The organism is Acidovorax sp. 69, assembly GCF_002797445.1.
In the GTDB taxonomy this organism is placed as follows: domain Bacteria; phylum Pseudomonadota; class Gammaproteobacteria; order Burkholderiales; family Burkholderiaceae_C; genus Acidovorax.
Genome location: NZ_PGEP01000001.1, coordinates 805,001 through 817,718 on the forward strand (window position 1 = coordinate 805,001; position 12,718 = coordinate 817,718).

Sequence of the window (12,718 nt, forward strand, 5' to 3'; positions counted from 1 at the left end):
TAGGAGCCCGCAAGGGTGACTGCGTACCTTTTGTATAATGGGTCAGCGACTTACATTCAGTGGCAAGGTTAACCGAATAGGGAAGCCGTAGAGAAATCGAGTCCGAATAGGGCGAATCAGTCGCTGGGTGTAGACCCGAAACCAAGTGATCTATCCATGGCCAGGATGAAGGTGCCGTAACAGGTACTGGAGGTCCGAACCCACTAGTGTTGCAAAACTAGGGGATGAGCTGTGGATAGGGGTGAAAGGCTAAACAAACTTGGAAATAGCTGGTTCTCTCCGAAAACTATTTAGGTAGTGCCTCAAGTATTACCGTCGGGGGTAGAGCACTGTTTAGGCTAGGGGGTCATGGCGACTTACCAAACCTATGCAAACTCCGAATACCGACGAGTACAGCTTGGGAGACAGAGCACCGGGTGCTAACGTCCGGACTCAAGAGGGAAACAACCCAGACCGCCAGCTAAGGTCCCTAAAATTGGCTAAGTGGGAAACGAAGTGGGAAGGCTAAAACAGTCAGGATGTTGGCTTAGAAGCAGCCATCATTTAAAGAAAGCGTAATAGCTCACTGATCGAGTCGTCCTGCGCGGAAGATGTAACGGGGCTAAGCCAGTTACCGAAGCTGCGGATTTGCAATTTATTGCAAGTGGTAGGAGAGCGTTCTGTAGGCCTGTGAAGGTGTCTGGTAACGGATGCTGGAGGTATCAGAAGTGCGAATGCTGACATGAGTAGCGTTAAAGGGGGTGAAAAGCCCCCTCGCCGTAAGCGCAAGGTTTTCTACGCAACGTTCATCGGCGTAGAGTGAGTCGGCCCCTAAGGCGAGGCAGAGATGCGTAGCTGATGGGAAACAGGTCAATATTCCTGTACCGATCAATAGTGCGATGTGGGGACGGAGAAGGTTAGCTCAGCCAACTGTTGGATATGTTGGTTCAAGCCTGTAGTCGTGCTCGGTAGGCAAATCCGCCGGGCTTAGATGAGGGGTGATAACGAGTCTGCTTGCAGACGAAGTGAGTGATACCCTGCTTCCAGGAAAAGCCACTAAGCTTCAGCTATTGACGACCGTACCGCAAACCGACACTGGTGCGCGAGATGAGTATTCTAAGGCGCTTGAGAGAACTCAGGAGAAGGAACTCGGCAAATTGATACCGTAACTTCGGGAGAAGGTATGCCCCAAGTAGGTGAACCTGTACAAGGCGAGCCCAACGGGGTTGCAAAAAATCGGTGGCTGCGACTGTTTAATAAAAACACAGCACTCTGCAAACACGAAAGTGGACGTATAGGGTGTGACGCCTGCCCGGTGCTGGAAGATTAAATGATGGGGTGCAAGCTCTTGATTGAAGTCCCAGTAAACGGCGGCCGTAACTATAACGGTCCTAAGGTAGCGAAATTCCTTGTCGGGTAAGTTCCGACCTGCACGAATGGCGTAACGATGGCCACACTGTCTCCTCCTGAGACTCAGCGAAGTTGAAATGTTTGTGATGATGCAATCTCCCCGCGGAAAGACGGAAAGACCCCATGAACCTTTACTGTAGCTTTGTATTGGACTTTGAACAGATCTGTGTAGGATAGGTGGGAGGCTTTGAAGTGATGTCGCTAGATGTCATGGAGCCAACGTTGAAATACCACCCTGGTGTGTTTGAGGTTCTAACCTAGGTCCATTATCTGGATCGGGGACAGTGCATGGTAGGCAGTTTGACTGGGGCGGTCTCCTCCCAAAGCGTAACGGAGGAGTTCGAAGGTACGCTAGTTACGGTCGGACATCGTGACGATAGTGCAATGGCATAAGCGTGCTTAACTGCGAGACTGACAAGTCGAGCAGATGCGAAAGCAGGACATAGTGATCCGGTGGTTCTGTATGGAAGGGCCATCGCTCAACGGATAAAAGGTACTCTGGGGATAACAGGCTGATACCGCCCAAGAGTTCATATCGACGGCGGTGTTTGGCACCTCGATGTCGGCTCATCTCATCCTGGGGCTGTAGCCGGTCCCAAGGGTATGGCTGTTCGCCATTTAAAGAGGTACGTGAGCTGGGTTTAAAACGTCGTGAGACAGTTTGGTCCCTATCTTCCGTGGGCGCTGCAGATTTGAGGAAGCCTGCTCCTAGTACGAGAGGACCGGAGTGGACACACCTCTGGTGTATCGGTTGTCACGCCAGTGGCATTGCCGAGTAGCTAAGTGTGGAAGAGATAACCGCTGAAAGCATCTAAGCGGGAAACTCGTTTCAAGATGAGATCTGCCGGGGCCTTGAGCCCCCTAAAGAGTCGTTCAAGACCAGGACGTTGATAGGTCAGGTGTGGAAGCGCAGTAATGCGTTAAGCTAACTGATACTAATTGCTCGTGAGGCTTGACCCTATAACTTTGATAGCCAACACGCTGTGCGTGAAAGCTCAAAGATTGTTATGCCAAGTTGACGCAGTCAAAACACATAAAATCTGATTCCACTCTATGAATTCGTTGTCTTGCTCCAAGAGCAGGACGACTCCAAGTTATGCCTGATGACCATAGCAAGTTGGTACCACTCCTTCCCATCCCGAACAGGACAGTGAAACGACTTTGCGCCGATGATAGTGCGGGTTCCCGTGTGAAAGTAGGTCATCGTCAGGCTCTTATAGCCCCAAACCCCCTCAGTCTCCAAAGGACTGGGGGGTTTTGCGTTTGGGGATAGGGAAATTTAGTAATGCAGCACCTCCATGGTCTGGCTAAAACTATGGGCACATAGTCCTTCTGTGTGACTATGTTCGAGCAAGCCGCCGCCCGCAGCCGCACTTAGGCGCGCTGTTGCTCAGACAACAGCCTATCCTCCTGCCAGAGTTGAAACCGATGGACGCCCGCTCCATCTAGCTCTCGCTGCAACTGCTTGTCGAACCACAGCCAGTGTAGATGGGCCAGTGCTTCGCCCATGGCAAAAGTCATCTGGTGAGAATCCAGTGTGCGTTTGAACATGATGGGCAGCACGTCGGCGGCGGACAGTGAGGCCTCGTGCGCGGCTTCAAGGATTTCCTCTAGCCGATCCCTGTGATGATCTTGCAACTGCTGAATGCGTTCGTGCAGCCCCTGGAAAGGTTTGCCGTGAGACGGCAACACGAGGGTGGCAGGCGGGAGCGCAAGGTAACGAAGCAGTGACGTTAAAAAGAGTTGTAAGGGGTTGGACTCTGGCTCCGCCGCATGAACGCTGATGTTGGTAGAAATGCGGGGCAAGACCATGTCCCCGCTGATGAGGATGGCCAATTCTTGGCAATGCAGCGCGATGTGCTCCGGCGCATGCCCATAGCCGCCGATACATTGCCAAGCTTTTCCGCCAATGTCGATGACGTCGGCATCCATAAGGCGGCGAAAGCTGGACGGCAAGGCCGGCACCAGCGTGGGAAAGTACGACACGCGCTCCCGAACATGCCGGAGAAATGCCTCATCCTGCATGCCGTGCAGTACGTAGAAGTCGGCGCTGGCCTCACCGCCGAATCCATTGCGATCATAAGCAGCGGTCCTGGCGACGTTGTAATCGGTGGCGCTGATCCATAAAAGCACTTGCCAACGCTCGCATAACCAATGTGCCAGACCGATGTGATCTGGGTGCATGTGGGTCACGATCACCCGCAAAATGGGAAGCCCTTCCAGGCTGCTGAGAAAAATCTGCTCCCACTGTGCCCGCGTCCCCGCGCTGTCGATGCAGCAGTCCACTACCGTCCATCCATCCACTAGAGCACCGCTGGCATTTGGTTGCCGGTCGCGCAGCAGCCACAGGTTGATGTGGTTGAGTGCAAACGGCAGTCCCATTCGAACCCACTTAATGCCTGGTGCGATTTCCATCGCTACGCCTTCGGTCGGCAGAGCATCGGCAAGTGGATAGTGGATCTGGTGTTCAAGTGCATTCATAGCGGTGGCGTGATGGGTTAGCATTGACGTTAACGTAAACGTCATGCAATTGATGCATTGTAGGGACAGGCAGTTGCAGGGCTGTCTCCTATGCGAAGCTGACCCTGCCGCGCCCAACACCACCATGGCCAACACCTACACCATCAGCGACCTCGCCAAAGAGTTTGATCTCACTACCCGGGCGATCCGATTTTACGAAGACATGGGTTTGCTGCAGCCGGAGCGAACCGGCCCTGCCGGTAGAAGCCGCGTCTACAGTGCCCGCGATCGCACCCGACTGCGCCTCACGCTCCGTGCCAAGCGCCTGGGCCTGTCTCTGACAGAGGCCAAGGAGATCATCGACCTCTACGACAGCCCGCGAGACACCGGGGTGCAGTTGCGCAAGTTTCTCGATGTGCTCGTAGTGCATCGCAAGCAACTGGAGGAACAGATGGCCGACCTGCAGGCGAATCTGGAAGAGGTTCAAGAGCACGAAGAGGAAGCGCGCGCGCTTCTTCTGAAGGTGGAAACACAAAAATGATTCATAATTGACGTTTACGTAAACGTAAATCAGGAGACCACTGTGAGCCTGCCCCATTTCGAGCTTCGCTGCGCCGACTATGCGGACCGCGTGCGGGACAGTTTTTCCCGCCAAGGAGCTATGCAAACCCTGGGTGCCAGCTTGGGATTGGTGGCGCCTGGTGCGGTGGACATCGAACTCCCTTGGGCGCCTGGGCTGACCCAGCAACATGGGTTTTTGCACGCCGGCATGGTGGCGACCGCACTGGATTCGGCATGTGGGTATGCCGGGTTCACCTTGATGGGCCAGGACGCGGCCGTACTCACGATTGAATTCAAGATCAACTTGCTGGCCCCGGCGAAGGGCGAGCGTTTTCGCATGGAAGGCCGTGTCATCAAACCCGGACGCACCATCACCGTATGCGAAGGACGCGCCTTCGCCATTGAAAACCAGCAAGAAAAACTGGTGGCCACTATGGGTTGCACCCTCATGGCCGTCACCGGGCGAGACGCTATTCAAGGCTGAAAAGCCACCTTTTTGTACCCATTCAGAGGAGACATTGACCATGAGCATTCCCGCCAACTTTCCCGGCCTGAACTTTCAACTCGGCGAAGACATCGATGCATTACGCGATGCCGTGCGCGACTTTGCCCAGGCCGAGATTGCCCCGCGTGCCGCCGAAATCGACCGCAATGACCAGTTCCCGATGGACCTGTGGCGCAAGATGGGCGACTTGGGCGTGTTGGGCATCACCGTGCCGGAGCAGTATGGTGGCGCTGCCATGGGCTACCTGGCCCACATGGTGGCCATGGAGGAAGTCTCTCGCGCCAGCGCCTCTGTGGGCTTGTCCTATGGAGCGCACAGCAACCTGTGCGTGAACCAGATCAACCGCAATGGCAGCGAGGCGCAAAAGGCCAAGTACCTGCCAAAGCTCATCAGTGGTGAGCATGTGGGCGCACTGGCCATGAGCGAGCCTGGCGCGGGCTCCGACGTGATCAGCATGAAACTCAAGGCCGAAGACAAAGGCGGTTACTACCTGCTCAACGGCAGCAAGATGTGGATCACCAACGGCCCCGATGCCGACACGCTGGTGGTGTATGCCAAGACAGAGCCCGAGATGGGCGCCCGTGGGGTGACGGCGTTCCTGATTGAAAAGGGGATGCCAGGTTTCAGCGTGGCGCAAAAACTCGACAAGCTCGGGATGCGTGGCAGCCACACGGGGGAGCTGGTTTTCAACAACGTCGAAGTGCCTGCCTCGCAAATCCTGGGCGGTCTGAACCAGGGCGCCAAGGTGCTCATGAGCGGGCTGGACTACGAGCGCGCGGTACTCACGGGCGGCCCTCTGGGCATCATGCAGTCGGTCATGGATAACGTGATCCCCTACATCCACGACCGCAAGCAGTTTGGCCAGAGCATTGGTGAGTTCCAGCTTATCCAGGGCAAGGTGGCCGATATGTACACCGTGCTGCAGGCCGGGCGCTCGTTTGCCTACACTGTGGCCAAGAACCTCGACATGCTCGGCACCGAACACGTACGGCAAGTGCGCAAGGATTGCGCCAGTGTGATCCTGTGGACCGCTGAAAAGGCCACGTGGATGGCGGGCGAGGGCGTGCAGATCTACGGCGGTAACGGCTACATCAACGAGTACCCCCTGGGCCGCTTGTGGCGCGACGCCAAACTCTACGAGATTGGCGCAGGCACCAGCGAGATCCGCCGCATGCTCATTGGCCGCGAGCTGTTTGCCGAGACTTGCTGATCGACAACCCATTTTTCAACACTGATACACCGAGGACGACATGCCTTCATCCATTGACGACCTGTTTGTTCACAACCGCGCGTGGGCGGCCCAAATGGAACGCGAGCGCCCCGGTTTCTTCACGAGCCTGCTGGCGCAGCAAAAGCCCAAGTACATGTGGATCGGGTGCTCCGACAGCCGGGTTCCCGCCAACCAGATCACAGGCCTGGAGCCTGGTGAGGTGTTCGTGCACCGCAACGTGGCCAACGTGGTGGTGCCTACGGACTTGAACTGCCTGTCCACCATCCAGTACGCAGTGGACCAGTTGCATGTCGAGCACCTGATGGTGGTGGGCCACTATGGCTGTGGCGGTGTGCTGGCCGCATTGGAAGGCATGCGTGTGGGCCTGGCCGACAACTGGATACGCCACGTGCAGGACGTGCGTGATCGCCACCGCGACCTGATTGCCTCTGTTGCTCCTGAGTGGCGCCATGACGTGTTGTGCGAACTCAACGCCATCGAGCAGGTGGTCAACATCGCGCAGACCACGGTGATGCTAGATGCCTGGGGCCGGGGCCAGAAGGTCACTCTGCATGGATGGTGCTACGGGTTGAAGGATGGCCTCATCAACAACCTGCACATGTCGGTGGACAGCACCGAAGGGCTGGACTCGCTGTACAGGGCGGCCATTGCCGGTGTGGCTGCCGTCAAACGGCAATAGTCAGCCACAGGCTGCCTACCCTCAGGCTGAGAACCCTCCATGTTCCCGCAACGGCTTGACGCGCCCCAGGCCTACGGCATTGCCAAAGCCATGATGGACGGTTTCAACCGGCACTACCGGTTGTTCCGCACCGAGTCTGCGCGGGCCAAACACCGCTTCGAAACCGGCGACTGGCATGGCCAGCAACGGGCTCAGCGTGAACGCATCGAGTTTTATGACCTGCGCGTCAAAGAATGCGTGCGCAGACTGGAGAAGGAATTCAGTGCGGGCGCACAGACCATGGACGTTTGGCACCAGGTCAAGTTGCACTACATCGGGCTGCTGGTCAACCACCACCAGCCCGAATTGGCCGAGACCTTTTTCAACTCGGTCACCACCAAGATCCTGCACCGCACGCATTTCCACAACGACTTCATCTTTGTGCGGCCCGCGGTGAGCACGGAGTACATCGAAAACGACGAGCCCGCCGCGCGTCCCACCTATCGCGCCTACTACCCCACGCGCGACACCCTGCCCGAGACGGTGCACAGCATCGTCGAAAACTTTCAACTCCAGCGTGAGTTTGCCAACCTGGCGCGCGACACGGCCTGTGTGGTGGCGGCCATGCGCAGCCGACTCGACAAGGTACGGCTGCGCACCAACTTTCAGGTGCAGGTGCTCACCAGCTTGTTCTTTCGCAACAAGGGCGCCTATGTGGTGGGCAAGATCATCAATGGCTTTCATGAGGTGCCGTTTGCACTGCCCATCCTGCACGACGACAACGGCCGGCTTTTCATCGATGCCGCGCTGTTTGGCGAAGACGACATGCAGATGCTGTTCAGCTTTGCGCGCGCCTATTTCATGGTGGACATGGAGGTGCCCAGCGCCTACGTGCAGTTCCTGCGCAGCCTCATGCCACGCAAGCCGCGCGCCGAGATCTACAACGCGCTGGGCCTGGCCAAACAGGGCAAGACGCTGTTCTACCGCGACTTTCTGTACCACCTGAAGCACTCCAGCGACCACTTTCGCATCGCCCCCGGCATCAAGGGCATGGTGATGCTGGTGTTTGACCTGCCGAGCTTTCCGTTTGTGTTCAAGCTCATCAAGGACTACTTCCCGCACCAGAAGGAAACCACGCGCGAGCAGATCAAGGCCAAGTATCAGCTGGTCAAGCAACACGACCGCGTGGGCCGAATGGCCGACACACTGGAGTACAGCGAGGTCGCCTTCCCGCGTGACCGCTTTGACGACGCCCTCATTGCCGAGATCGAAAAGTTCGCCCCCAGCCAACTGGAGATCAGTGACCGCGACGGTGACGGCCAGACCGAGGTGATCATCAAGCACCTGTACATCGAGCGGCGCATGATTCCGCTCAACATCTACCTGCAGGAGGCCTTCGACACCGGCCTGTCAGACCCCCGCGCGCGCCAGCAGATGGAGCACAGCGTCATCGAATATGGCAACGCCATCAAGGACCTCGTGGCCGCCAACATCTTCCCCGGCGACATGCTCTGGAAGAACTTCGGCGTCACGCGCAACGGCAAGGTCGTGTTCTACGACTACGACGAGATCGAGTACCTCACCGACTGCAACTTCCGCCGTGTGCCCACGCCGCGCAATGAAGAGGAAGAGATGAGCGGCGAGGTCTGGTACAGCGTGGGTCCGCGCGATGTGTTCCCTGAAACCTTTGGCCCGTTCCTGCTCGGCAACGATGCCGTGCGCGAGGTGTTCATGCAGCACCACGCCGACCTGCTCGACGCCGCGTTCTGGCAGTCTCACAAGGAGCGCATCCAGGCGGGTCATATGTTTGATGTTTTCCCCTACGACGCGGACCGGCGCTTTGCACACGGCGCTGCGGCCTGTTGACCACTGCAAAACCCCCGTTTTCACCCACCCACCTTTCATCTGAACCATTCCCAGGAGACCTTCACCATGTCCGCATCCCCCCAAGACCCCATCGTCATCGTCGGCGCCGCTCGCACCCCCATGGGTTCGCTGCAGGGCGACTTCTCCAGTCTGGCCGCGCACGACCTGGGCGGCGCGGCCATCAAGGCGGCCATCGAGCGTGCCGGTGTGTCGCCCGATGCCGTGGGCGAAGTGCTGTTCGGCAACTGCCTGATGGCCGGCCAGGGCCAGGCGCCCGCACGCCAGGCAGCCTTCAAGGGCGGACTGCCCAAGGGCGCTGGCGCGGTCACCCTCAGCAAGATGTGTGGCTCCGGCATGAAGGCCGCGATGATGGCGCATGACATGCTGCTGGCCGGCACGCATGACGTGATGGTGGCGGGTGGCATGGAGAGCATGACCAACGCGCCCTACCTGCTGCAAAAGGGCCGCGGTGGTTACCGCCTGGGCCATGACCGTATCTTCGACCACATGATGCTCGACGGCCTGGAAGACGCGTACGAGGCGGGCCGCTCCATGGGCACCTTTGGCGAAGACTGCGCCGCCAAGTACCAGTTCACGCGAGAGCAGCAAGATGCGTTTGCCACCGCCAGCGTGCAGCGCGCCAAGGCAGCCACCGAGTCCGGGGCGTTTGCGGCCGAGATCGTGCCCGTCACTGTCAAGACCCGTGCGGGCGAAACCGTGATTTCGGTGGATGAAGGCCCAGGCAAGGTCAAGCTCGAAAAGATCGCCACCCTCAAGCCCGCCTTCAAGAAGGACGGCACCATCACGGCGGCCTCCAGCTCCAGCATCAACGACGGCGCCGCTGCGCTGGTCATGATGCGCGAGTCCACCGCCAAAAAGCTCGGTTGCACACCCTTGGCCCGCATCGTGAGCCATGCCACCCACGCGCAAGAGCCCGAATGGTTTGCCACCGCGCCGCTGGGTGCCACGCAAAAGGCACTGACCAAGGCGGGATGGAAGTCTGAAGACGTGCAGCTGTGGGAGATCAACGAAGCCTTTGCCGTGGTGCCCATGGCACTGATGAAAGAGCTCGACCTGCCGCACGACAAGGTCAACGTGAACGGCGGCGCCTGCGCGCTGGGTCACCCCATCGGTGCCAGCGGCGCGCGCATCATGGTGACGCTGATCCATGCGCTCAAGGCACGCGGCCTGACCAAGGGCCTGGCCACGCTGTGCATCGGCGGCGGTGAGGCCACGGCCGTCGCCCTGGAACTGGTCTGACCCTGGAGGGAGATGGGATGATGGCCGCCAATTCACAAGGACAGCGATGACCTCCCCACCTTCCGCAATCGCCGCGTTCTGGCGCGAATTTTCCGATGCCGAAGCGTCGCTCAAGGCCCTGCCGCTGCGAGAGAGGGTGGAGGCGGCCAACGCAGTCATCGAGCGCCACTTGACGGGCCTGGCGTTGGAAATGTCCGGCGACGCAGACGACGTGTTGCTGGACCTCATCGTCACGGCCCATGGCGGCATTGAGAACTTTCCGCTGCTGATGCAGATGGTGGCTGCCGCACCCCCATTGCCAGGTTATCGGGTGCGCGCTTTCCGCGAGCGCACCACGCAGCCTGACTTTCCCATCGGCATGGACGGATTCGAGCTGGCGACCTCCGACGTACTGATCGCCTGCGGGCAAGACGACGGGCAAGCCGCACTGGAGATCCGTTTTGGCCGCGAAATCCCCGAGGACTACCGGGACCACGCGTGCAACATGGCGTTCATCATGCTCGACCATGTGCTGGGTGAATATGACTTTGCCGTGAAGGTGGGGGCGGTGGATTTTGTGGAGAACGCCTCAGACCCCCGGACCCCGTGGACCCCTTTGAGCGAGTTTGCGCAGGTGTTCGACCGCTACTGGATCGACACGCTGGGGCGCACCAGCAACTTCCCCGATGGAGAACACGACTGGTCGGGCATGACCCTGTCGTTCGGCGGGCAGGACGGCGATGGCGGTGCGGAGGACATGGCCATCGTCATGATCAACCGCAGCGCCAACCCGGTGGCCATGCGCGCAGACCTCACGTACGCGCTGACCCTGGACCTGGCTGTGGGCAACCGTGATGAACTGGCCGCCGTGCAGAACCTGCAAGACCAGGCGGCCACCCTGCTGGAGCTGCCGCAACTGGGCATCATGGCTTACACCATGACACGCGCCGGGCGCCGCCAAGCCGTGTATTACGTGGGGGATGTGCCACTGGCCCAACAAGCGCTGGCGCCCCTGCTGCTACGCGATGAGGCCGGGTCGCTGGAGCTGACCACCCGCTTTGATCCTGCGTGGGCCGGCTATTTCGAGTTTGCTGCGCATTGCCCGTGAGTGTTTTGAGGCCACTCTGCACGGCGCGCTCTGACCCCCAGAGTCTGGCATCACGCACTGTGGCACCTGAACTCCATCGTCGCTATCGCTTGACCGTGCTATCTCTGCAGACCACACCATGATTGAAACCCTCGAACAACTGCGCACCCTGTATGCAGCCCCTGGCGAAAGGGCCCTGCACAAACAACAGCCCCAGCTGGATGTGCACTGCCAGCGTTTCATCGCGCTGTCGCCGTTCTGTGTGGTGGCCAGCGGGGGTGCCCATGGGGCGCTGCTTGACGCCTCACCCCGTGGCGGCGCGCCGGGGTTTGTGAAGTCGCCCGACCCCCACACCTTGCTGCTGCCTGATGGAAGTGGAAACAACCGGCTCGACACCCTGAGCAACCTGCTGGAGGACCCGCGCATTGGCCTGCTGTTCATGATCCCGGGCGTGGACGAAACCCTGCGGGTGAACGGCACCGCGCGCCTGCGGGATGAGCCGCTGTACACCGACTTTTTCACGGCAGAGCGCCAGCGCCCCAAGCTTGTGATCGAAGTGCGCGTGGCCGAGGCGTATCTGCACTGCTCCAAGGCCTTCATGCGCTCGCGCCTGTGGTCGGCGGATGCGCAGGTGGACCGCGCGGCGCTGCCCACCATGGGCCAGATGATCCACGACCAGATGGGCCTGGCCACCGAGCCCGAGTCGCAAGTGGCGATGCTGCAGCGCTACCGTGCGCAGCTCGCACAAGAGCAACAGCTGGGGATGCTTGAGATGGAGCACCCCCTGAGTCGCTTCGCGCCTTCACCCCTCTCTCGCATTGCTAAGCAATGCGGGAGGGGGACGCCCCCAGCGCGGCGGGGCGGCCCTTGCGCGAGGGCACTGGCCTCGGCCACGCCAGTTTCGTCGGCTGCGCGTGGTGCGTTGCGCTTTTAAGACCCAGAGGGAAGTGCATGGTTATTCCTAAATTAATAGCTGCTAGCGCTTTGTGGATAAGCGCTAGAACCCTATTTCATTCAAATTTTCACCCATGAAATCCATACTCGTCATTGGTGCATCGCGCGGCATCGGACTGGAGCTGGTGCGCCAGTACACCGAGGCAGGCCGCCGTGTGATTGCCACTGTGCGCGACGACGCGGGCCGTGAGCGTGTTCAGGCCCTGGGCGCCGAGGCACTGACCGTGGACGTGGCCAACCCCGCCAGCGTGAGCGGGCTGGCCTGGCAACTCGACGGCGAAAAGATCGAGACCGCCTGGTATGTGGCGGGGGTTATCCGCCGCCCCAACGCGCTCACGCCGCCCACGCAGCAGGACTTTGACGCGGTCATGCACACCAACGTGCTGGGCGCCATGCAGACGCTGCCGCAGGTGGCGCCCCTGGTGGCCAACGAGCAGGGCGTTTTTGCCTTCTTGTCCTCGTCCATGTCGCAGATCGGCAGCGTGCCGAACAGTGGCTCGTGGCTGTACCGCACCAGCAAGGCGGCGCTGAACATGGCGGTGGCGGCGGCCCAGCACGATTACCCGGGCGCTACGCTCATCACCATCGACCCCGGCTGGGTGCAGACCGACATGGGCGGCGAAGGCGCTGCGCTCACGGTGGAGGACAGCGTGCGCGGCCTGCGCGCCACCGTGGCGGGCGTGACCGCCGCCGACAAGGGCCGCCTGTTGCACCACGACGGCCGCCGTGCCGCGCATTGGTAATTATTTCGACCGAACCCACAACGAC

9 protein-coding genes, 2 rRNA genes and 1 pseudogene (1 of these 12 only partly in view) are annotated in these 12,718 nt (G+C 59.6%); 11 read left to right on the plus strand and 1 reads right to left on the minus strand.

Going from position 1 to position 12,718, the window contains the following annotated elements:
* A 23S ribosomal RNA gene (locus CLU85_RS03765) occupies positions 1 to 2,349 on the plus strand (it extends 530 nt beyond the left edge of the window).
* A gap of 139 nt (positions 2,350 to 2,488) precedes the next feature.
* Positions 2,489 to 2,601: ribosomal RNA gene (gene rrf, locus CLU85_RS03770) — 5S ribosomal RNA — on the plus strand.
* A gap of 162 nt (positions 2,602 to 2,763) precedes the next feature.
* Here the strand turns inward: rrf and CLU85_RS03775 are convergent.
* Positions 2,764 to 3,870 (minus strand): MBL fold metallo-hydrolase, encoded by a 1,107-nt coding sequence (locus CLU85_RS03775; RefSeq protein ID WP_100412361.1) that lies wholly within the window; start codon positions 3,868 to 3,870, stop codon positions 2,764 to 2,766.
* A gap of 124 nt (positions 3,871 to 3,994) precedes the next feature.
* On the opposite strand from CLU85_RS03775, the gene CLU85_RS03780 reads away from it, so the two are divergent.
* The 9 genes and pseudogenes from CLU85_RS03780 (at position 3,995) to CLU85_RS03820 (ending at position 12,693) form a co-directional block, all read left to right on the plus strand.
* Positions 3,995 to 4,390, plus strand: coding sequence for a MerR family DNA-binding transcriptional regulator (locus CLU85_RS03780; protein WP_100409107.1), 396 nt, complete (start codon positions 3,995 to 3,997; stop codon positions 4,388 to 4,390).
* Positions 4,391 to 4,510: 120 nt separating this feature from the next.
* On the plus strand, positions 4,511 to 4,894 hold the full coding sequence (locus CLU85_RS03785; RefSeq protein ID WP_369858303.1) for a PaaI family thioesterase: 384 nt from the start codon (positions 4,511 to 4,513) through the stop codon (positions 4,892 to 4,894).
* A gap of 40 nt (positions 4,895 to 4,934) precedes the next feature.
* The gene (locus CLU85_RS03790; protein ID WP_100409109.1) at positions 4,935 to 6,125 is read left to right on the plus strand and encodes an isovaleryl-CoA dehydrogenase; all 1,191 of its coding nucleotides are present in this window, start codon (positions 4,935 to 4,937) and stop codon (positions 6,123 to 6,125) included.
* Between the two features lie 40 nt (positions 6,126 to 6,165).
* The gene (gene can / locus CLU85_RS03795) at positions 6,166 to 6,825 is read left to right on the plus strand and encodes a carbonate dehydratase (RefSeq protein ID WP_100409110.1); all 660 of its coding nucleotides are present in this window, start codon (positions 6,166 to 6,168) and stop codon (positions 6,823 to 6,825) included.
* A 39-nt stretch (positions 6,826 to 6,864) separates the two neighbouring features.
* On the plus strand, positions 6,865 to 8,670 hold the full coding sequence (gene aceK / locus CLU85_RS03800; protein ID WP_100409111.1) for a bifunctional isocitrate dehydrogenase kinase/phosphatase: 1,806 nt from the start codon (positions 6,865 to 6,867) through the stop codon (positions 8,668 to 8,670).
* A gap of 66 nt (positions 8,671 to 8,736) precedes the next feature.
* Complete coding sequence (locus tag CLU85_RS03805) at positions 8,737 to 9,930, plus strand: acetyl-CoA C-acyltransferase (protein WP_100409112.1); 1,194 nt, start codon at positions 8,737 to 8,739, stop codon at positions 9,928 to 9,930.
* Positions 9,931 to 9,976: 46 nt separating this feature from the next.
* A complete protein-coding gene (locus CLU85_RS03810) occupies positions 9,977 to 11,017 on the plus strand; it encodes a DUF695 domain-containing protein (RefSeq protein ID WP_100409113.1) in 1,041 nt (346 codons plus the stop codon).
* Between the two features lie 118 nt (positions 11,018 to 11,135).
* A pseudogene (locus tag CLU85_RS03815) lies at positions 11,136 to 11,750 on the plus strand (pyridoxamine 5'-phosphate oxidase family protein); the annotation flags it as partial.
* Between the two features lie 274 nt (positions 11,751 to 12,024).
* Positions 12,025 to 12,693, plus strand: a complete 669-nt coding sequence (locus CLU85_RS03820; RefSeq protein WP_100409114.1) for an SDR family oxidoreductase — start codon at positions 12,025 to 12,027, stop codon at positions 12,691 to 12,693.
* The last annotated feature ends 25 nt before the right edge of the window (positions 12,694 to 12,718 follow it).